Below are 20,475 nucleotides of genomic sequence, written 5' to 3' on the forward strand. Positions count from 1 at the left end.
GGTCAGGAGTCTGCCGACTGGGCCTTCAGCGCTCGCTGCGTGCCCGCCAGGGCCTCCACGATCAGCCGGCGCAGGGCCGGGGCGGCGTCCGCGTTCCGGTCCAGCCAGGCGCTCGTCGCGTCCTGGAGCTCCGCGGAGGCCAGCGGCGCCGGGTAGAAGCCCTCGATGACCTCCTCGGCGATGTGGTACGTCCGCTCGTTCCACACCTTGAGCACAGCGTCCAGGTATGGCTGCACGACGTCGGCCAGCGCGGCCGGGTCGTTCACGTGCACGAACCCGAGGCCCGTGTTCCGGATGATCGCGTTCGGCACGTCGGCGTCCACCACGGACGACAGGGCGGCCAGCTTGCCCTCGACCGTCGGCTTGGCGGCCCGGGCACGGGCGGCGGACTGGCGGCCCGTGGCCGTGTCGTCCGCGGCGAGCGTCGCGTCGATCTCCTGGTCACCGGCGGCGCCGTTGAGGACGAGACCCTCCAGCAGCTCCCACCGCAGGTCGGTGTCGATCTCCAGCCCGTCGAGCGCGATCGAGCCGTCGAGCAGCCCGGACAGCGTCGCCACGTGCGTCGGCGTGGAGGCCACGTGCGCGAAGAACTTCACCAGCTGGAACTGCGTGTCCGAGCCGGCGGCGGCGTCGCCCACGAGCGTCCAGAGGGTGTCGCCCACCTCGGCGAGCGTCGCCGCCCGGGCCGACGGCGCCACGTACTGCTTGGTCGCCAGCACCATCTGGTTGAGCGTGGTGCGCAGCGTGGTCGACTCGGTCTCACGGGCGATGCTCCCGAGCACGAGGCGCACGTACTCCGAGGCCGGGACCTCGCCGTCGCGCACCGAGTCCCAGACCGAGCCCCACACGAGGGACCGGGCCAGCGGGTCCGCGATGTCGGCCAGGTGGTCCAGCGCGACGCGCAGCGACGCGGCGTCGAGGCGGATCTTCGCGTACGCGAGGTCCTCGTCGTTGAGCAGCACGAGCGCAGGGCGGTCGAGCTCGACGAGCTCCTGCACGTCCGTCCTCGGCCCGTCGATGTCGACCTCGACGAAGTGCGTACGCACGAGCTCGCCGGCGTCCGACAGGCTGTAGCAGCCGATGCCGAGGCGGTGCGGGCGGATCGTGGGCCACTCGGCGGGCGCCGTCTGCTCGACGACGAACGACATGATGCGACCGTGGCTGTCCGTCTCGATGACCGGGCGCAGGGTGTTCACGCCGGCGGTCTCCAGCCAGAGCTTCGACCAAGCCTTGAGGTCGCGGCCGCTGGTGGCCTCCAGCTCGACCAGCAGGTCGGGCAGCTCGGTGTTGCCCCACGCGTGCTTGCGGAAGTACGCCGAGACGCCCGCGATGAACGCGTCGCGCCCCACCCAGGCCACGAGCTGCTTGAGCACCGAGGCGCCCTTGGCGTACGTGATGCCGTCGAAGTTGACCTGGACGTCCTCGAGGTCCTTGATCTCGGCGACGATCGGGTGCGTGGACGGCAGCTGGTCCTGCTTGTAGGCCCACGACTTCTCCATCGCGGAGAACGTGGTCCAGGCGGCGTCCCACTCGGTGGCCTCGGCCGTGGCGAGCGTGGAGGCGTACTCCGCGAACGACTCGTTGAGCCACAGGTCGTTCCACCACTTCATGGTGACCAGGTCGCCGAACCACATGTGCGCCAGCTCGTGCAGGATGGTCACCACGCGGCGCTCGCGCACCGCCTCGGTCACCTTGGAGCGGAACACGTACGATTCCGTGAAGGTCACGCAGCCCGCGTTCTCCATGGCGCCCATGTTGTACTCGGGCACGAACAGCTGGTCGTACTTGGTGAACGGGTACGGCACGCCGAACGTGGACTCGTAGAACTCGAAGCCCTGGCGGGTCTTCTCGAAGATGTAGTCGGCGTCGAAGTGCGCCGACAGCGACTTGCGGCAGAACGCGCCGAGCGGGATCTCCCGGCCGTCCGACGACGTCAGCGACGAGCGGACCACCGCGTACGGGCCGGCGACGAGCGCCGTGATGTACGTGGAGATGCGGCCGGTGGGCTCGAACGTCCAGGTGGCGACGTCGCCCTCGCTCGCGGCGACCGGCTCCGGCGTCGGCTCGTTGCTCACCACCTGCCAGGCGGCGGGCGCGGTCACCGTGAACTGGAAGGTGGCCTTGAGGTCCGGCTGCTCGAAGCAGGCGAACACGCGGCGCGCGTCGGGCACCTCGAACTGCGTGTAGAGGTACACCTCGCCGTCCACCGGGTCCACGAAGCGGTGCAGCCCCTCGCCGGTGTTCGTGTAGCCGCAGTCGGCGACGACGACGAGCTCGTTGTCGGCGGCCAGCCCCTCCAGGATGATGCGGGAGTCGGCGAACACCGCCGCCGGGTCCAGCTCGCGACCGTTCAGCACCACGGACCTCACCGACGGCGCGACCAGGTCGACAAAGGTCGAGGCGCCCTCCGTCGCGGTGAAACGTACAGTCGTGGCGGACGCGAAAGTCTCCGGACCGGTGGTCAGGTCCAGCGCGATCTCGTACGACTCGACCGATACGACGCCGGCTCGTTCGACCGCCTCGGCGCGGGTCAGGTTCTCTCCGGGCACAGGCCCTCCACGTCTGTCTTCTCGGGGGCGGCGAAAGACGCCCCGCACGCCCGACGGGCGCGCCTCTTCGGTTGGGTTGTCGTCCGGTCTGTGAACTACCTGCGACGACTCGTCGATCATGCCACGCAGGAGTAACAGCGAGTAACGCCTTTGTGTACGATCGACCGCGGTCGCCCCGACCGACCGATTTGAGCTGAGGGAGTTGCCTGATGTCCGGCACAGTGCCGCCGCCACCGCCGCCAGGCGGATGGCCCGACGAGGACCCGGGTATGCCGACCCAGGATCAGGACCCGCCCACCGCGCCCACGCCCGCCCAGCAGGCACCGGTGCAGCGCGTGTCCACGACGAGCCGCAGGCCACCTGCCATCTCGCCCGCGAACCAGTTCGCGCAGGCCGTGACACCCGCGCCCGCCGCGCCGGGCGCCCCCGTCGTGCAGTCGGTCCACATCCACAACGGTGGCGGGGACCCGGGGACGCAGCAGTACTACCCCGAGCAGTACCAGCAGGGCTACGCCCAGCAGGGCTACGCCCAGCAGGGCTACAGCCAGCAGGGCTACGGCCAGCAGGGCTACGGCCAGCAGCAGCCCCAGCAGCCGCAGCCCGGCGGTCAGTACCCGCCCCAGCAGTACCCGCCGCAGGGCTATGACCAGTACGGGCAGCCCGTCTACGCGACGCCGCCCGGCGGGTACCCGCCCGAGCCCGAGCGCAAGAAGAAGCTGAGCCCTGGCTGGATCCTCTTCATCGCTCTGGACGTGCTGCTCGTGGTCGCGGCGATCGTGTTCGCGGTGAACCTTCTGGGTTCGTCCGAAGAGACTCCGGCGGCCGGGGAGACACCCGCCGTCGAGCAGTCCGCCGAGCCGGAGCCCGAGGAGGGGCTGGAGACCGCCGGCGGACCCGGCGTCGAGACGTTCGCCGCGCCGTCGCACAACATCACGTGCACCATCTCCGCGGACGCCGCCACGTGTGGCATCGCCAAGCTCGACCAGAAGCCCGCGCCCGACGCGTCGTGCGACGGTGCGTCCGGCTACGTGGCGAAGGTCGACCCCAGCGGCAACGTGACGCAGCCCTGCGTCAGCAAGAAGGACCAGCCCAAGCCTGCCGGTAAGAACACGGCCGTCCTGAAGTACGAGACGCAGAAGAAGGCCCACGGCTTCACGTGCTCCAGCGAGCGGACCGGCATGACGTGCGTCGCCGACGCGACCGGTGCCGGCTTCTCGATCGCCAAGGCAGGCATCGGCGCGGCCTGACCCCCCGACTCCTGGTTTGTTGAGTGCCGGCTATTTGTCGTCACACAGGCTCTGCGGCGACAAATAGCCAGCACTCAACGAGCGACTACTCCTCCTCGTTCATCACAGTCACCAGCGAGCGCAGGCGCGCGTTGCTGAACAGGTCCTCCAGCATCACCACGGTGCCGGCGGAGTCGGCCAGCGGCACCTTCCAGTTCGGGTACTCGGCGTCGGTACCGGGCTGGTTCTGCGTGCGCCGCTCCCCCACCGCGTCGGTCAGGTACACGCCGACCAGCGCGGACGGCGTGTCCTTGAGGTAGCGGTGCAGACCCTCGACGAGCTCGCGCTCGGACGGGTCGAACGTGGTCAGCCCACGGCGGGACAACGCCTCCACCAGCGACTCACGCTCCGCACGCGCACGCCCGCGCAGCACCGTCGCCTCCTCGGTGAGCAGCCCGAGCCGCTCGCGCAGGTCCACGTGCTCGCCCGCGAGATAGCCGGCCGTCGGCGGCAGGTCGTGGGTGGTCACGGTGGCCAGCGCCGCCCGGCGGTACGCCTCCGGCTCGACGGGCGCCCCCGCGGCGTCCCGCTCGAAGAGCAGCACCGCGGTGCCCAGGATGCCGCGCTCCTCCAGGTAGTCGCGGATCCAGGGCTCGAACGTGCCCAGGTCCTCGCCGATGACCGCGACCCCGGCACGCTGCGCCTCCAGGCACAGGATGCCGATCAGGGCCTCGTGGTCGTAGGTGACGTACGCGCCGGCCGACGCGCGCGCCCCGCCCGGGATCCACCACAGGCGGAACAGGCCGAGCACGTGGTCGATGCGCAGCGCGCCGCAGTGCCGCAGCACCGTGCGCAGCAGCTCCCGGTAGGGCGCGTAGCCCGCCTTCGCGAGCGCACGGGGGTGCCACGGCGGCTGGGTCCAGTTCTGGCCCTGCTGGTTGTACATGTCCGGCGGGGCGCCCACGGACACGCCCTGCGCCAGCACACCGGCGTCCGCCCAGGCGTCCGCGCCGTCGGGCGCCGAGCCGACGGCGAGGTCCTTGAGCAGACCCAGCCGCATGCCGGCGTCGAGCCCCGCGCGGTGCGCCGCACGCAGCTGCTCGTCCGCCACCCACTGGAGCCAGCAGTAGAACTGGACCCGTTCCGACAGGGCGTTGCGGAGCGTGGTCACGCCCGACGAGCCCGGATCGGCGAGCTCCGTCGGCCAGTCCCGCCCGTCCAGGTGCTCCGTGATGGCGCACCACGTCGCGAAGTCGACCAGCCCTTTGCCCTGCGCCAGCACGAACTCGTCGAACGCCGTCTGCCGTGCCGCCGACCGCGGCGCCGTGTACACGACCTCGAGCGCCGCCTTCTTCGCCTCCCAGATGGCGTCCCGGTCGATCGGCCCGGAGTCCTCGGAGAGCTCACGGACGGGCTCAGCGGCCCACTCCACGAGCGACCGGTCAGCGGCAGAGAGGTACGCCGTCTCACGGATGTCCTCGACGCGGATGTACAGCGGCGACATGAACCGGCGCGACGTCGGCAGGTACGGGCTCGGCGTCAGCGGCGTCACGGGCTCGGTGGCGTGCAGCGGGTTGATCCCCACGAACTCGGCGCCGCCGTTGTGCGCCGTCTGCCAGGCGAGGTCCCCCAGGTCGGCGAGGTCGCCCATCCCCCACGAGTCCCGCGACCGCACCGAGTAGAGCTGGACCATGAAGCCCCAGGCCTGCTTGCGGGCGATCTTCTTGCGCAGCTCCAGCCGCCCGGGCGTGACGACCAGCGGGACCTGCGCCGTCGTCCCGCCGGACTCGGCGTGCAGCGTGTGCCAGCCGAGCGGCAGGTCGGCGGGGACGGTGAACGTCGCCCGGCCGACCTTGCGGCTGTCGACGGTGCGCGGCTCGGTGTGGACGTCCGCCTGGCGCAGCTGGACCCGTGTGCCCCGTACCGTCGCGAACGAGCCCGTCGCGGTGGCCTGCGGTGCCGTCACGCGCCACGGGGTGGCGCTCGCGGGCACGACGGGCTGGTCGGACTGCTCGAGCTCGACCCACGCGGTCGCAGGCGTACCGTCCGCGACGTGCACGGGAACCTGCACCTCGGCACCCTCCCGGAGCACGACGGTCGGCGGCAGCATCGAGCGCCAGTCGTCGTCGCGGGTCCGGTCCAGGCTCGCGGTGACGGCGGCAGGGGTCGACGCCGGTACGTCGAGCGCCTCCAGCACCGCGACGATCGTCGAGGGGCTGACCTGCTGCACGCGGCCGTCGTGGTCGGTGTACTCGCACTGCACGCCGTGGGCGGTCGCCAGCTCGGCCAGCTCCGGCGGCACGGTAGAGCCGTCTCCGGTGGGTCCGGGCATCGGTTCGTCGGTCACAAGGAAAGATCCTGCCATCAACCGGCGCTCACCGGGCGCAACGCGGGCGTGTCCGACGAATTGACCGCAGACATCGCCCTGCTCGGCCGCGGAGCCCGTGTGGTCGGCAAGACGTCAGATCATCGGCATTCCGAGCTGCCGATCATGCGACGTCCTGCCGACCACGTACCGGCTCTGGCCCCTGCCAGGTCAGGCACCGGCGGGGCCATCCTCGTACGGGACCGTAGAGGTCGCCAGGACCACACCGGCGTCGAGCAAGGCGGCGTGGGCCGCCACGCGCAGCGACCGGGCGACGAGCCACTGCTGGGCGGGACGCACCTGCGCGTGCAGCGTGAACGTCAGGCCCATGCGGTCCACCGCGTCGACGCCGCGCACGGACGGCGTCTCCAGGAGGCTGTCGGCGACCTCGGGGTCGTTCTTCACCCGGTCCACGGCGCGGCCCAGGGCGGCCCGGACGACGTCGACGTCGGTACCGAGCGGGACCTGCACCGACGCCACAGCTCGGCTCCACTCCTGCGTGCTGTTGCCCGCGCGCAGGATCTCGCCGTTGCGGACGTACCAGAGCGTGCCGTCGAACGCGCGCACCTGGGTGAGGCGCAGGCCCATCGCCTCGACGGTGCCGACCACGCCGCCGTCGAGGTCGACGATGTCGCCCACGCCGAACTGGTCCTCGATCAGCAGGAAGATGCCGGAGAGGAAGTCCTTGACCAGGCTCTGCGCGCCGAAGCCGATGGCGACGCCCACGACACCGGCACCGGCGAGCAGCGGCCCGATGGGCTGTCCGAGTGTCTGCAGGATGTAGAGCGCCATGAGGGTGCCGACCACGATGTTGACCGACGAGTTCAGCACCGAGCCCACGGTGCGGGCGCGCTGGGCGCGCCGTTCGGCGGCCCGCGGGTTGGCCGCGTTCAGGGCGTCGGCGAAGGCCTGCGGCGACATCAGCATGTTCTTGCGGCGCCGCTTGGCGTCCGCGACGGGTGCGCTGCTCGGCACGGCACCCGTCGTGGTGCCGGGGGCCTCCGTCGCGGCGGCTGCGGCACCCGTGGCGGCAGCCGCGGGGTCGGCCGTGGCGGCGGAGTCGGCCGTGCGCTCGACATCCCGTGGCTTCTGGCCGATGGCGATGCGCTCGGTGAGAGAGGTGATGACGCGCCGCAGGATGTAGATCGCGATCATCCCGATCACGATGGTCAGGATGACCTTCAGGGGGATGTCCAGGAACCAGGACCAGAAACCCTCGGCACTGTCGAAGACGGAGGCAGCAAGAGACTCGAACACGATGGCAAATCTACTCGGGTCCGGGAGCCGGATCGGACATCTCGGGGCAGGTGCGAGGGACTCCTGCGCGACCTTCACACGGCGTTCGCCTCGTGGTCAGGTGCGGCAACCGGATCGTGAGGCCGGTCACGGGCCCTGTTACCCCAGGCCCGCGCGGCCATGCTGCCGGGTTCAGCATCGAGCCCGGCGTCGGCCTGCTCCCGAGACCTCGTCCCGGGAGCCTGCGTCACACCCTGAGCGTCTCGAGCTCCGCGGCGAGGTGGTCCGCCTCCGGCCCGACGATCACCTGGACCACCCGGCCGGACCGGACCACGCCGAACGCACCGGACGACTTCAGCCCGGGCTCGTCCACGAGGGACGGATCGCTCACCTCGACCCGGAGCCGAGTGATGCACGGCTCCAGCTCGACGACGTTCGAGATCCCTCCGAGTGCGGCAAGGATCTGGTCAGCCTTGGTCATGTCTCAACTCCCACCGTGCGGCGCTGCAGGTCTATGACCAGCCTAGCGGTGCTGGCAAGCGTTTCGCCCGCGCTGCTGTCGAATCGATCACATGAGACTGCGTTTCACACGACCGACATCGTGCTGTCACCGTCGAGTGGCAGGATGACGAGCGTGACACAGGAATCCTTCTTCGACGCCGTCGGTGGCCACGACACGTTCGTCCGCCTCGTCGACGTCTTCTACGACGGCGTCGCCGACGACCCGGTGCTGCGCCCCATGTATCCAGAGGAGGACCTGGGGCCGGCGAAGGAGCGTCTGACGATGTTCCTCGAGCAGTACTGGGGCGGCCCCGGAACCTACTCGGCGCAGCGCGGCCACCCGCGACTGCGCATGCGGCACGTGCCGTTCAAGGTCAATCCCGACGCACGTGACCGCTGGCTCGCGCACATGCGCACCGCCGTCGACTCGCTCGGCCTCGCGCCGATCCACGAGTCGCAGCTGTGGGACTACCTGGAGCGCGCCGCCTTCAGCATGATCAACACGTTCGAAGACTGACCAGGAACGACGAGGAGACGCCCGCTCGTGGACGCCACCACCCCTGACCCGACCTCCGGCACGCCGTCAGGCAGCCAGCCCGACGCGCTCGACCGCCTGCTGCAGGTGCTCGACCTGCGGCACCTCGAGGGCTGGGGCCCGCGCGGCGAGGAGGACGTGCTGCGCGGGGACAGCATGCCCGGCCCGGCCAACCGCGCCTACGGCGGGCAGGTGCTCGCCCAGGCGATCCTGGCCGCCGACCGCACCGTGCCCGACGGCCGCCTGATCCACTCGCTGCACGGGTACTTCCTGCGTGAGGGGCGGGTCGAGGAGCCCATCGACTTCGCGGTGGAGCGGCTGCGCGACGGGCGCTCGTTCAGCGCACGCCGCACGCACGCCATCCAGTTCGGCAAGCCGATCCTGTCGATGATCGCGTCCTTCCAGGAGGACCAGCCCGGTTACGAGCACATGATGCCGATGCCCGACGGCGTGCCGGCGCCCGACGAGGTGGGCTCCGCCTTCGACGAGCTCGCCACCCTGCCCCCTGGCGCCGACGTCCGGGCGCAGTTCTGGACGGACTCGGCGTTCGAGCTGCGGCACGTGGGCGGCTCGCTGTACCTGCACCCGGACACCGCGGTGGCCGGCGGCGGCACGCCGCCCGCCACCCAGCTGGTGTGGATGCGCACGCGCCGCCCGCTGGAGATCAAGGAGCAGGCCATGCACCGCGCCCTGCTGGCCTTCGCGTGCGACCAGCTCATGCTCGAGCCCGCGATGCGTGCGGCCGGGAAGTCGTGGCAGGACGTCGGCGCGTCGGTCCCCATGGCGAGCCTCGACCACGGCATGTGGTGGCACCGCGACGTCCGGGTGGACGAGTGGATGTTGTTCGTGCAGACCTCGCCGACCGCGCAGGGCGGGCGCGCGCTGGGTACCGCGAAGGTGTACACGCAGGACGGCGCGCTCGTGGCCTCGGCGGGCCAGGAGGGCATGATCCGGCTGCCGGCCTGAGCGGCCGCCGCCCGCGGCGCCCGCTAGGCCCCCAGCTCGGCCAGCCGGTCCCTGGCCGCCCGGATCGCCTGCCGGGTGACCTCGACCTGTTCCCTGCCCACGCCTGCCTCGACCCGCAGCTCCAGGGCTCGCTCGAACAGGGCGAGGGCCTCGCCGAGGTACGGCCTGGCCTGGTCGGCGTGCACCTCGAGCGCCTGGTCGTACCGGCACTTGCCCCAGTGCTGCAGGGCGAGGTACTCGAGCCGGCGCGCGTGCTCGACGCTCGCGGCGTGCTCGCCGTAGTGGTGGGACGCCTCCAGCGCCAGGCCGAACAGCAGGTCCGCGACCGGGAACCGGTGCCGCCACTGCAGCACGTGGGCCAGTCGCAGGAGGGGCGCGACGGCGCCGAGCGGCACGTCGGAGGCGTGCGAGTGCGCGGCCTCGGTGTCGCAGGCCGGCCCGCCGTGCAGGCTGACGGCGAGCCAGCCGAGGCGCTCGGCCTCGGCCAGCTCGACGTCCGGGTCATCCGCCTCCAGGGCAAGCACACGGGTGAGCGGCACGCGTACCGCGAGGGTGTCCGGCGCGTCGCGCTCAGGACGTCCCGCCAGGTCGGCGAGATACGCCCGGGCGGCCGGGACGTCGTCGAGCACCTCGTGCAGGGTGACCGGGTCGAAGTAGTGCCTGGGCAGATCCACCTGTTTCCTCCGTGGCCGAAACCAAGGGGGATGAACCTACCAATTCGGACACACTGAGGACCACTCAGCTGCCGATCTTGTCCAGCTCCACGAGGTCGTCCCCGGAGAGCTGGAGCCCCGCCCCCGCGATGTTCTCCCGCAGGTGCGCGGCCGACGACGTGCCGGGGATCAGCAGGATGTTCGGCGACCGCTGCAGCAGCCAGGCCAGGGCGACGGACATCGGCGTCGTGCCCGACCGGGCGGCCACGGCCGAGAGCGCGGAGGACTGGAGCGGGCTGAAGCCACCCAGGGGGAAGAAGGGCACGTAGGCGATGCCGTCGTCCGCGAGCGAGTCGATCAGCTCGTCGTCGTGCCGGTGGGCGAGGTTGTACATGTTCTGCACGCACACGATCGGGGCGATCCTCCGGGCCTCCGCGACCTGCTCCACCGTCGCGTTGCTCACACCGAGGTGCCGGATCAGGCCCTCCTGCTGGAGCGCCACGAGGGTCTCGAACGCCTCGGCGAGCGACTCCGCCTGGGGTCCCTCGGCGTTGCCGAGCCGCAGGTTCACGAGGTCGAGCGCCTCGACACCGAGGGTGTCCAGGTTCTCGCGGACGGCGCGGCGCAGGTCTTCGGGCCGCCGCGCCGGAGGCCAGCCGCCCTGCTCGTCGCGGTGCGCGCCGACCTTGGTCATGACGTGCAGCGACTCGGGGTACGGGTGCAGCGCCGCACGGATCAGCTCGTTGGTGACCCGCGGCCCGTACGCGTCGCTGGTGTCGATGTGGGTGATCCCGAGGTCGACGGCCTCGCGCAGGACCGCGAGGGCACCGTCGCGGTCGGCCGGCGGCCCCATGACGCCGGGGCCTGCCAGCTGCATGGCGCCGTAGCCGAACCGGGTGACGGTCAGGTCGCCCAGGGTCCAGGTTCCACCGGGAAGCGGTGCGGTCAGAGTGCTCAATGTGATCCCTTGTGTCGAGCGGAGGATGGTGCCGAACGGCTCCGCACACCAGCATCGTGAGGTAACTTCCCGAGGGGAAGTAGGCACCTGGAAGTGCGTAACCCACCCACGGGTGAGAGGAGCGAACGATGGCCACGACGACGGCGGCCCAGCGGAGGGCCCAGGCCAAGGCCGAGTACGACGCCTTCCTGGCGGCGTGTCCGAGCCGCATGCTGCTGGACCAGATCTCGAACAAGTGGGTCACGCTGACCGTGAGCGCGCTGGGCGGCTACCCCTCGCGCGAGCCGGGTGCCGACCACGCCGTCGGGCCACGGCCGATGCGCTACTCGGAGCTGTCGCGCCAGCTGGCGGGGGTCAGCCAGAAGATGCTCACCCAGACGCTGCGCGCCCTGGAGCGGGACGGTCTCGTCACCCGGACCGCGACGGCGACGGTGCCCGTCACGGTCACCTACGAGCTCACCGACCTGGGCCGCTCGCTGCACCAGCTGGTGCGCAGTCTCAAGGGCTGGGCCGAGGCGCACATGGACGACGTGCTCGCGCACCGCGCGACGCACGACGCCCGGGCCTCCTGAAGCGGAGGAAGATAGGCACCATGACTCGCCTCCACGTTCCCGTCACGCTGCGCTGGTCCGACCTCGACGCGTACGCGCACGTCAACAACGTCGCGATGTTCCGCCTCTTGGAGGACGCCCGGATCACCGCCTTCTGGCTCCACCCCGAGGCGCCGGAGGGCGAGGCCTGGCCGACGGCGGTGGTGCCCACCGGGCCCGACGCCGACTCGCACACCCTCGTGGCCGGTCAGCGCATCGAGTACCTGCGGCCGCTGCTGTTCACCAGGACGCCGGTGCGCGTCGAGATGTGGCTCGGCCGGATCGGCGGTGCGAGCGCCGAGGTCTGCTACGAGGTGCACGACGGCGCCGCGGGCATGGCCAAGACCGGCCCGACCTCGGGCGGTCAGCCCTACGCCCGCGCCACCACGACCCTCGTGTTCGTCGACGCCGCCACGAACCAGCCGCGCCGCCTCACCGAGGCCGAGCGACTGGCATGGAAGGAGTTCGAGGAGGACCCGGTCGCCTTCCGTCACCGCGGCTGATCCCCCGCCGGGCTTGGCGGGGCGTCAGCTCGCGGCTACCGTCGCGGCCGCCCGGCAGCTCGCGAGCTGGGACAGCTCCTCCCCCACGGGGGTGCGCACCAGCCTGTCGGCGACCGTGCCGACCGACTGCCGCAGCCGCCGCCGGGCGCCGTGTGCCCGGCGGCGGGCGCCCAGGGCACCGAGCACCCGGCAGACCAGCGCGAGCAGCAGGCCGAGCGCGAGCCCGCCCAGCACCATCAGGGTGGGCCACGGTATCCGGAACGGGTCGACGCCGAGGCCGTCGCCTGAGCCGGACTCCGGGGCCCCTGGGAACACGATGCCGTCGTCGCCCGACCAGGTCGGCAGGGTCAGCGCGGGGGTCGGCGGCGGCGGGAGCTGCAGGTAGGCGAAGCCGAACAGCACCAGCAGCCAGAGCAGACCCGCCACCACCGTCGCGACCAGGGCCCACTGCACGACGTTGACGAGCGACCACCACACGGGCCGCCGGGACGCCTCGACGCGGGTCGTCGCGACCGCCTGGTCGAGCGCGTCGGGCAGCTGGTCGATGCCCGCCTGCCCGCGCGAGCGCGCGGCCAGGACCCACGGGTCCGCGACGCCTCGGGTCACCTCCTCGACGTAGCGCCGCACGGCCGAGGCCGCGGCGGACCGCACCGCCGGCCGCGCCGTGGGCAGCGACGTGCGCATCAGGTCCTCCCGGCCCGACGGCGCCCGGTCCTCCCGGTCCGTCGAGCGCAGCCCCAGCCGGCGCAGCGGGTCCTTGCGCAGGCGCCCGACCCAGCGGGTCAGCGGCCAGCCGGTCGCCGCGCGTGCGTCGCGACGGGCGGAGGCGCGCACGGCGTCGACGACCGTGGGCACTCCCGCCGCCGCTTCGAGGGCCGCGACGAGGTCCCCCCGGGCCTCGCCCCCCAGACGGGACGACGGCGGTGTGCCGCACTCGTCCACGATCCTCTGCGCCACGGCCCGCTCGTCCGCCGCGAGCCGGGCCGTGGCGGCCTCCCGCTTGGCCGCCGCCTTCGCCAGCAGGCCGCGGAGATCGTCCATGCCCTGGCCCGTCCTGGCGGACACCGCGAGGACCCGCGCCCCGGCCAGCCCGTCCTCGGCCACCAGCCGCCCGAGGTCCGCGAGCATCGCCGACGTCTCGTCCGGCGTGAGACGGTCGGCCTGGTTGAGCGTGACGACCACCACCTCCGCACGACCCGCCAGCGGGCGCAGAAACCCCTCGTGGAGAGCGGCGTCCGCGTACTTCTGCGGGTCGACCACCCAGACCAGCAGGTCGGCACGCTGCACCAGCCGCTCCGCGCGCATGCGGTGCTCGGTCACTATCGAGTCGTGGTCGGGCAGGTCCAGCAGCACCAGCCCGGTCGTGTCGCCGGCCGGTGTCCGACGGCGGAACGGCCCCGGCGTCGTGGCTGGTTCGTCCCCCTCCGGCGGAGAGCCGACCTGGTGCCGACGGCTGACCTCCAGCCAGTCCAGGAGCGGGTCGGCACCCTCGCCCCAGACGGCGGCCATCGGGTGCGACGTCGTCGGACGCCGCACACCCGGCTGCGCGATCGCGACGCCCGCCACCGCGTTCAGGACCGACGACTTGCCCGATCCCGTAGCACCCGCCAGTGCGACCACCGTGTGCTCGGCGGACAGCCCGCCGCGCTCGCGCGCCCGGTTCACGACGGCACGTGCCTCGTCCAGGAGGGCCGGCTCGATCCGGCCCTCCGCGGCTTCGACAGCGGTGGAGAGGGCAGTGGTCCGGTCGCCCAGGTCGAGCCTGCTCATCGGTCGGCCTCCCCGAACAGCCGCTTCCAGAAGCCCTTCCTGGCCGGTTCCTCCGCCAGGTCGGTACGTCCCTTCGCCAGGCTCTCGCTCGCCGGCCGGGCGCGGACGCCGCGCAGCCCGCTGCTCGCGACGAGGTCCTCGGCGCCGGCTCCCGCGGCGGGGGCCGCCTCAGCGGCTCGCACACGGACGCGGCGCTCGGCCGAGGCGGCCGAGGCGACGGCGTCGGCCGCGGCCCGCAGACGCTCCCCGCCCGCCTCCGCGGAACCGAGCGCGTCCAGCTGCGCCGTGTACCGCGCCGCCTGCCCGTCCATGACCGCCTGGATCCGCGCGCGCAGGCGGTCACGCGCCTGGAGGGCGAGCCGGCGCACGGCGTCCTCGCCGAACACCGCCTCCAGGACCCGCTGCGCCAGCACCGCCGAACCGCCCGCGATGCCGACCTCGACACCGGTCAGCCCGCCCGTCGAGGCGAACACGAAGACCATCAGCGCGACGCCGAGCCCGTTCACGCCCAGCGACAGCGCCCGCGCGGTGCCGCGCTTGGCCGAGCCCTGCTCACGCACGAGCTCCAGGACGTCGCCCTGCCAGCCGCGGATCTGACCGGCCACCTCGGCGCGCAGGGCCGCGGGTGTCCGCGACAGCTCCAGGCCCTCCAGGAGGGCCGAACCCGCGGCGTCCCCCCGCCACCCCTGGTAGGAGCGCTCGGCGGCGTCCTCTGCGGCGTCCAGCACCACGGACTCCAGGCCGTGGGCGATCGCCTGCTCGACCTGAGGCACCGCCTTGGGCTTGCCGCGGAAGAACCCCGCCACCGCGTCCCGGAACCGGCCGATGCCCTCCTCGACGGCGCGGAAGAACTCGCCGGTGCCCACGAAGTCCTGCCAGCGGGCGAGCACCTCGCCCCGCAGCAGCGCGCCGTCCGACGTCGCCGCCGTCACCTGCGCCACCGCGTCCCCGTACGCCCGGTCGACGACGTGGCGCAGCCGGACGTCGGCGGCCTGCTGCTCGTCGGCGGCGTCGGCCAGGGCGCCCGCCCGCACCACCAGCGAGTCGACCACGCCGTCCCGGGTGGCGGCGATGACGCGGCCGCGGGCCTCGGCGTCGCCGCCCAGCCCGGTGAGCCAGCGCGACACGTCCGACACGCCCTCCTCCGGCAGCATCCCGTCGACCAGCTCGGCCTCGGGGATGACGAACAGCGGGCTGTCGGCCAGGCCGTGCTCGACCATCATGTCCCGCAGGTCGTCGGCGGTGGCCTCCGCCCCCGGGTCCACGCGGTCCAGCACCATCGCCACCTGCGCCTTGCGGCCGGCAGCCTGCAGCAGCAGGTCCCACGGCACCGCGTCGGCGTACCGGGCCGACGTCGTGACGAAGAGCCACAGGTCCGCCGCGCCGAGCAGCTGCGCCGCGAGCTCCCGGTTGGCCGTGTCGACCGAGTCGATGTCGGGCGCGTCCAGAAGTGCCAGGCCCTTCGGCAGCGCGTCGCTGGGCACGAGGCGCAGGGTGCGGCTCGGCTCGGCCGGCGCTCCGCCGTCCTGCGCGCCCGCCCGCGAGGCGCCCGTTCCGGAGCTCTGTGCGGCGGCGCCTACCGTGCCCGACACCGTCACTCGCGCCAGGCCCGGCAGCACCCGGTCGGTGGAGAACCAGCGCCCGTCCAGCGGGTGGTGCACCAGGACGGGGGCCTTCGTGGTGGGCCGCAGCACACCCGGTTGCGTGACCAGCTCCCCCAGCACCGAGTTGACGAGCGTCGACTTGCCTGCGCCCGTCGACCCGCCGACCACCACGAGCAGCGGTGCCTTCTGCGCACGCAACCGGGGCAGCAGGTAGTCGTCGAGCTGGTCGGTGGCCCGCCGCAGGTCCGTGCGTGCCGCCACTGCCCCCGACGTCTCCAGCGGCAGCCGCAGCGCACCGAGCCGGGCGCGCAGCACCTCCAGCGCACCGGTCAGGCCGGACCCGTCGCCGGGCTCGGCCGTCGGCTCGGAGCCGGCCACCGGGTCCGGTGCGCCAGGTGCGGCGGAGTCGTCGGGCTGTTCGGTCATGCCGCACAGTCTGCCGCAGGCACCCTGGTCAGGCGCGGTCGTGCGGCGAAGAGGTCAGCCGCCGAGGCGGGCGCGCAGCCACTCGAGCGCCGCGTGCGCCACCTCGCGCTGGACGGCCCGGCCGTGGGGCAGGCCGGGCTGGGGCGGCCGCATCGACTCGAGCACGAGCGCCCCCGCGGTGACGGTCACGGCGCAGGTGATCGCCTCGGGGTCGACGTCGGGCAGGGGGTGGCGGTCCATGACCACCTCAGGGGGCGGGGCGCCGTCGACCCGCAGGTACGGCAGCAGCAGCACGACGTCGAGGTACGGCGCGCCGTGGGACGGCATGAACCAGTCGACCGCGTGGGCGCTGGTCGCGTCCCAGCCGTGGTCGGTGATGAGTATCGAGTCCCGCCGCAGCGCGCCGTGCACGAGGCTGGTGCCGGACATCGCCTCGCCCGCGTAGGTGGCGATCTCGGCAAGGTGCTCGACCTTGTCGGACAGCCACGGCGTGAAGACCGACAGGCCGGGCGGCCGCATGGCCGCGATGGTGGACCAGGCGTTGGCGTCGATCAGGTCGAGTGCGTCGGGCAGGCCCGCCGGCGCCTCGCTGGTGCCGATCTGGATGGCGAGCTCGACCGCCGCGGCGAGGTCCGCCTCGTCCCAGGGGTCGTGGGGCGGGCGGATCGGCTCGTTGCGGTACCCGAGGACGACCCAGCGGCCGGCCCCCGGAAGCACCTCGTCGACGAACCACTCGCGCGGGAGTGTCGGGATGCCATCGGGCAGCGCGGCCACGGAGACCGCCTCGGCAGCCATCCGGTCCTGCGTCAGCGGGGCCTCCGGCCCCACCGCACGCACGATCGACCGGCCCGACGCCGTCTGGAGCACCTCCAGGGTGCCGGACGACTCGGTCCCGCTCATCGGGGCGGATCCGATCACGCGGCCGCCCATGGTCTCGCTCACACGGGAACGGACAGAAGGGGGGAGATCGGACCATGCCGGTCGCCGGACAGCACTCATGGCCGGAGTTTGCCCAACTGAAGTTCACCCTGCAAACCACAATCAGTGGTGGCGGCCCGCGACGGGTCAGAAACCGAGGCGGGTCTGCAGCCAGGACACCGCGGTCCGGGCCAGCCGGTGCTGGTAGGAGCGCAGCTCGGGCAGCTCGAAGGACGGCGGGTCCATCGAGGCTTTCAGGTAGTGGCCCGCGAGCACCGCTATCCAGCAGGTCACGGCGTCGGGTTCCGTCCCGGGCGGCAGACCGTACCTGCGCAGCGTGGCCTCGGGCGGCGGACCGTCGTTGGTCCGGACGTGGATCAGCATCGAGACCAGGTCGAGGTACGGAGCACCCGTGCTGCCCCGGATCCAGTCGGTGACCAGCGGCTTCTCGCCCGGCACCGCGGGCAGCAGGACGTTCTGCACCCGCAGCGAGCCGTGCTGCAGGCTCTTGCCGGCTATCGCCTCCGGGGCGTGCGACGCGATCTCAGCGAGACCTTCCAGCCTGCCGGCCAGCCACGGCGAGTGCTGCGCGAGGCCTGCGGGCCGCGTCTCGGCGAGGACCTCCCACGAGTTCGAGGGGAACTCGCTCACCTCGGGGACGAACATCGGGTCGTCGGGCGCGTCGACCTCTCCGATCGACCGCACCACCCGGACCAGCGTGGCGACGTCGTCCTCGGGCCAGGCGAGGTCGATCGGCCGCACCTGGTCACGCATCGAGTAGCCGACCGCCACCCAGGTGCCGAGGCTCGGCAGGACCTCGTCGATCGACCACAGCAGCTCCGGGTGGGGCACGGCGTCAGGCAGCAGCGGCGAGAGCGTGATCTCCTGCCGCAGGGACTTCAGCGGCCCGGGCTGCTCCGTGCCGAGCGCCTTGATGAACGCGTTGCCCCTCGACGTCTGCACCTGGAACAGCGCGCCGGGGAGCACCCCGGAGTCGCCGGGATATCCGGCCGCGAGCACGCGGGCTCCGAGCAGGTGGGTGATGCGGGTGCGCAACGGGGGCGGAAGGTCACGCCACCCGGGTCGTAGGGCAGGGCTCACTGCGGCAGTGTGTCGGAGAAGGACAAGTCCGGCAAGGCTCACATACCAAAATCAGCCCGCGGACTGGTCCGTGGGGCGCTCCGTGCCCGGTCCGCTTCGAGAACGACCTGGGGTACCGATTCCGGCCGGATTCGGTACCCCAAGTCATTCTCAAGGCGGACTCAGTCGCGGCGGACCCAGCTGCGGCGCGAGTTCAGCCGGAGCGCGGGCTCCGTCGCGATGCAGCTCAGTCGCGCGTCAGCTTGCGGTAGGTGACCCGGTGCGGGCGCGCGGCGTCCGCACCGAGGCGCTCGATCTTGTTGGCCTCGTACGACTCGAAGTTGCCCTCGAACCAGTACCAGTTCGCCGGGTTCTCCTCCGTGCCCTCGTAGGCCAGGATGTGCGTCACCACCCGGTCGAGGAACCACCGGTCGTGCGAGACCACGACGGCGCAGCCGGGGAACTCCAGCAGGGCGTTCTCCAGGGAGCCGAGGGTCTCGACGTCGAGGTCGTTGGTGGGCTCGTCGAGCAGCAGCAGGTTGCCGCCCTGCTTGAGCGTCAGCGCGAGGTTGAGGCGGTTGCGCTCGCCACCGGACAGCACGCCGGCCGGCTTCTGCTGGTCCGGCCCCTTGAACCCGAACGACGCGACATAGGCGCGCGACGGGATCTCGACGTTGCCGACCTTGATGAAGTCGAGCCCGTCGGACACGACCTCCCACAGCGTCTTCTTCGGGTCGATGCCACCGCGCGACTGGTCGACGTAGGAGATCGAGACGGTGTCGCCGATCTTGAGCTCGCCGCCGTCGAGCGGCTCCAGGCCCACGATCGTCTTGAACAGCGTGGTCTTGCCGACGCCGTTCGGGCCGATGACACCGACGATGCCGTTACGCGGCAGCGTGAACGACAGCCCGTCGATGAGCACGCGGTCGTCGAAGCCCTTCTGCAGGTTCTCCGCCTCCAGCACCAGCGAACCCATGCGGGGGCCGGCAGGGATCTGGATCTCCTCGAAGTCGAGCTTCTTGGTGCGCTCCGCCTCCGCGGCCATCTCCTCGTAGCGGGCCAGACGTGCCTTGGACTTGACCTGGCGGCCCTTGGCGTTGGACCGCACCCACTCCAGCTCCTCCTTGAGGCGCTTGGAGAGCTTGGCGTCCTTCTTGCCCTGGACCTCCAGACGGGCCTGCTTCTTCTCCAGGTACGTCGAGTAGTTGCCCTCGTACGGGTAGAGGCGCCCGCGGTCGATCTCGCAGATCCACTCCGCGACGTGGTCGAGGAAGTACCGGTCGTGGGTCACGGCGAGCACAGCGCCGGCGTACCCGGCGAGGTGCTGCTCGAGCCAGAGCACGGACTCGGCGTCGAGGTGGTTGGTGGGCTCGTCGAGGAGCAGCAGGTCGGGCTTCTCCAGGAGCAGCTTGCACAGCGCCACGCGGCGGCGCTCACCACCGGAGAGGACCGTGACGTCGGCGTCCGGCGGCGGGCAGCGGAGCGCGTCCATCGCCTGCTCGAGCTGGGAGTCGAGGTCCCACGCGTCGGCGGCGTCGATGTCCTCCTGCAGCGTGCCCATCTCGGCCAGCAGCGCGTCGAAGTCGGCGTCGGGCTCGGCCATGAGGGCGGAGATCTCGTCGAACCGCGCCTTCTTGGCGAGGATCTCGCCGACCGCCTCCTGGACGTTGCCCAGGACCGTCTTCTCCTCGTTCAGCGGCGGCTCCTGCTGCAGGATGCCGACCGTGTAGCCGGGCGAGAGGCGCGCCTCACCGTTGCTGGGCGTGTCCAGTCCCGCCATGATCTTGAGGATCGTGGACTTGCCCGCGCCGTTCGGCCCGACGACGCCGATCTTCGCGCCGGGCAGGAAGTTCAGCGACACGTCATCGAGGATGACCTTGTCGCCGTGCGCCTTACGCGCCTTATACATGGAGTAGATGTACTCAGCCACTGCCTGTGTTCCACCGTTCACAGTAGGTACTTCGGATGGGGGCGCTCACACGGCGCGGGTGCCAGGGTGTCCGCGCAGGGATTCCCCAGCACCCGCGGACCGCAGAGCACGACTGGCCCAAGCCTACGCGTTCACCAGCTCGGGGGTCCGGGCGCCTGCCTCCGCACCGTGGTCGGTCTCGTCATGCGGAGCGTCGATCTCGTACAGGTCGCCGTCGCCCGGCCGCGCGGCGCCGAGCCCACCGCCACCGCCCGGGGCGCCGTCGGGCACCGTGTCGTGGTGCACCAGCCGCGAGAACTCCACCTGGCCGCGGGTGGCGTCGACGCCGACCGCCGTCGCGTTGATCATCAGGCCGGTCCGCTGGGCGCCGTCGGGACCCGTCCACTCGTCGACCTCGAGACGTCCCGTCACCACCACCGGGACGCCCTTGCGCACCGACCTGAGCACGTTCCGCGCAGCGGTGCGCCAGGCCTTGACGGTGAACCACAGCGTGGCGCCGTCGGTCCAGTCGCCGTTCTCGTTCATGTAGCGCCGGGTGCTGGCCACGCGGAACGTGGTCCACTCCAGGTCCTTCGCCGCGTCCTTCGAGACGTGCAGAGCGGGGGTGTTGCCGGCAAAGCCCGACACGGTCACCGTGACGTCGTTCATAGAGCCCTCCTGGGTTC

The 20,475-nt window shown here is 72.1% G+C and carries 17 protein-coding genes; 5 read left to right on the plus strand and 12 right to left on the minus strand.

Annotated elements, in window-relative coordinates:
- Positions 1 to 2 precede the first annotated feature (2 nt).
- Positions 3 to 2,549, minus strand: coding sequence for an aminopeptidase N (pepN, locus tag AB0F40_RS11190; RefSeq protein ID WP_357466698.1), 2,547 nt, complete (start codon positions 2,547 to 2,549; stop codon positions 3 to 5).
- 269 nt (positions 2,550 to 2,818) lie between these two features.
- Between pepN and AB0F40_RS11195 the strand changes: the two genes are divergently transcribed.
- Positions 2,819 to 3,796 (plus strand): hypothetical protein, encoded by a 978-nt coding sequence (locus AB0F40_RS11195; RefSeq protein ID WP_357466700.1) that lies wholly within the window; start codon positions 2,819 to 2,821, stop codon positions 3,794 to 3,796.
- Positions 3,797 to 3,881: 85 nt separating this feature from the next.
- On the opposite strand, the gene malQ is transcribed toward AB0F40_RS11195, so the two are convergent.
- The 3 genes from malQ to AB0F40_RS11210 form a co-directional block, all read right to left on the minus strand.
- Entirely contained in the window at positions 3,882 to 6,107 is a 2,226-nt protein-coding gene (malQ, locus tag AB0F40_RS11200; protein ID WP_357466815.1) for a 4-alpha-glucanotransferase, read from the minus strand.
- 204 nt (positions 6,108 to 6,311) lie between these two features.
- On the minus strand, positions 6,312 to 7,397 hold the full coding sequence (locus AB0F40_RS11205; RefSeq protein ID WP_357466701.1) for a mechanosensitive ion channel family protein: 1,086 nt from the start codon (positions 7,395 to 7,397) through the stop codon (positions 6,312 to 6,314).
- Positions 7,398 to 7,623: 226 nt separating this feature from the next.
- Complete coding sequence (locus tag AB0F40_RS11210) at positions 7,624 to 7,857, minus strand: PTS glucose/sucrose transporter subunit IIB (RefSeq protein ID WP_357466703.1); 234 nt, start codon at positions 7,855 to 7,857, stop codon at positions 7,624 to 7,626.
- A gap of 153 nt (positions 7,858 to 8,010) precedes the next feature.
- Here AB0F40_RS11210 and AB0F40_RS11215 point away from each other — a divergent pair, with 153 nt between their 5' ends.
- Both AB0F40_RS11215 and AB0F40_RS11220 read left to right on the plus strand, forming a co-directional pair.
- A complete protein-coding gene (locus tag AB0F40_RS11215; RefSeq protein ID WP_357466705.1) occupies positions 8,011 to 8,394 on the plus strand; it encodes a globin in 384 nt (127 codons plus the stop codon).
- 27 nt (positions 8,395 to 8,421) lie between these two features.
- Positions 8,422 to 9,378, plus strand: coding sequence for an acyl-CoA thioesterase domain-containing protein (locus tag AB0F40_RS11220; protein WP_357466707.1), 957 nt, complete (start codon positions 8,422 to 8,424; stop codon positions 9,376 to 9,378).
- Positions 9,379 to 9,401: 23 nt separating this feature from the next.
- Here the strand turns inward: AB0F40_RS11220 and AB0F40_RS11225 are convergent, their stop codons facing one another.
- Both AB0F40_RS11225 and AB0F40_RS11230 read right to left on the minus strand, forming a co-directional pair.
- A complete protein-coding gene (locus AB0F40_RS11225; protein WP_357466709.1) occupies positions 9,402 to 10,052 on the minus strand; it encodes a hypothetical protein in 651 nt (216 codons plus the stop codon).
- Positions 10,053 to 10,116: 64 nt separating this feature from the next.
- Entirely contained in the window at positions 10,117 to 10,980 is an 864-nt protein-coding gene (locus AB0F40_RS11230) for an aldo/keto reductase family oxidoreductase (protein WP_357466818.1), read from the minus strand.
- A 137-nt stretch (positions 10,981 to 11,117) separates the two neighbouring features.
- Here AB0F40_RS11230 and AB0F40_RS11235 point away from each other — a divergent pair, with 137 nt between their 5' ends.
- On the plus strand, positions 11,118 to 11,561 hold the full coding sequence (locus AB0F40_RS11235) for a helix-turn-helix domain-containing protein (RefSeq protein WP_357466711.1): 444 nt from the start codon (positions 11,118 to 11,120) through the stop codon (positions 11,559 to 11,561).
- 20 nt (positions 11,562 to 11,581) lie between these two features.
- Positions 11,582 to 12,082 carry a thioesterase family protein gene (locus tag AB0F40_RS11240; protein WP_357466713.1) on the plus strand — a complete coding sequence of 167 codons (501 nt, stop codon included), beginning with the start codon at positions 11,582 to 11,584 and terminating at the stop codon, positions 12,080 to 12,082.
- A gap of 24 nt (positions 12,083 to 12,106) precedes the next feature.
- Here AB0F40_RS11240 and AB0F40_RS11245 read toward each other — a convergent pair whose 3' ends face one another.
- The 6 genes from AB0F40_RS11245 to AB0F40_RS11270 all read right to left on the minus strand — a co-directional run bounded on the left by AB0F40_RS11245 (position 12,107) and on the right by AB0F40_RS11270 (position 20,458).
- A complete protein-coding gene (locus AB0F40_RS11245) occupies positions 12,107 to 13,852 on the minus strand; it encodes a GTPase (RefSeq protein WP_357466715.1) in 1,746 nt (581 codons plus the stop codon).
- Positions 13,849 to 15,882, minus strand: a complete 2,034-nt coding sequence (locus tag AB0F40_RS11250; RefSeq protein WP_357466717.1) for a dynamin family protein — start codon at positions 15,880 to 15,882, stop codon at positions 13,849 to 13,851. Before AB0F40_RS11250 ends, AB0F40_RS11245 begins: the two co-directional genes overlap by 4 nt.
- A 54-nt stretch (positions 15,883 to 15,936) precedes the next feature.
- A complete protein-coding gene (locus AB0F40_RS11255; RefSeq protein WP_357466720.1) occupies positions 15,937 to 16,824 on the minus strand; it encodes a hypothetical protein in 888 nt (295 codons plus the stop codon).
- Between the two features lie 123 nt (positions 16,825 to 16,947).
- Positions 16,948 to 17,901: a phosphotransferase gene (locus AB0F40_RS11260; protein WP_357466722.1), complete on the minus strand. Its 954-nt coding sequence runs from the start codon at positions 17,899 to 17,901 to the stop codon at positions 16,948 to 16,950.
- 226 nt (positions 17,902 to 18,127) lie between these two features.
- Positions 18,128 to 19,810 (minus strand): energy-dependent translational throttle protein EttA, encoded by a 1,683-nt coding sequence (ettA, locus tag AB0F40_RS11265; protein WP_357466724.1) that lies wholly within the window; start codon positions 19,808 to 19,810, stop codon positions 18,128 to 18,130.
- A 123-nt stretch (positions 19,811 to 19,933) separates the two neighbouring features.
- The gene (locus AB0F40_RS11270; protein WP_357466726.1) at positions 19,934 to 20,458 is read right to left on the minus strand and encodes a single-stranded DNA-binding protein; all 525 of its coding nucleotides are present in this window, start codon (positions 20,456 to 20,458) and stop codon (positions 19,934 to 19,936) included.
- Positions 20,459 to 20,475: the final 17 nt, after the last annotated feature.

The organism is Promicromonospora sp. NPDC023987, from assembly GCF_040639055.1.
Taxonomy (GTDB): Bacteria; Actinomycetota; Actinomycetes; order Actinomycetales; family Cellulomonadaceae; genus Promicromonospora.

Bases quoted from the DNA above. Each gene is read 5' to 3' on its own strand.
- AB0F40_RS11195 (WP_357466700.1), top strand. From the start codon at position 2,819: ATGCCGACCCAGGATCAGGACCCGCCCACCGCGCCCACGCCCGCCCAG.
- malQ (WP_357466815.1), bottom strand. From the start codon at position 6,107: ATGCCCGGACCCACCGGAGACGGCTCTACCGTGCCGCCGGAGCTGGCC.
- AB0F40_RS11210 (WP_357466703.1), bottom strand. From the start codon at position 7,857: ATGACCAAGGCTGACCAGATCCTTGCCGCACTCGGAGGGATCTCGAAC.
- AB0F40_RS11235 (WP_357466711.1), top strand. From the start codon at position 11,118: ATGGCCACGACGACGGCGGCCCAGCGGAGGGCCCAGGCCAAGGCCGAG.
- AB0F40_RS11240 (WP_357466713.1), top strand. From the start codon at position 11,582: ATGACTCGCCTCCACGTTCCCGTCACGCTGCGCTGGTCCGACCTCGAC.
- AB0F40_RS11245 (WP_357466715.1), bottom strand. From the start codon at position 13,852: ATGAGCAGGCTCGACCTGGGCGACCGGACCACTGCCCTCTCCACCGCT.
- AB0F40_RS11250 (WP_357466717.1), bottom strand. From the start codon at position 15,882: ATGACCGAACAGCCCGACGACTCCGCCGCACCTGGCGCACCGGACCCG.
- AB0F40_RS11270 (WP_357466726.1), bottom strand. From the start codon at position 20,458: ATGAACGACGTCACGGTGACCGTGTCGGGCTTTGCCGGCAACACCCCC.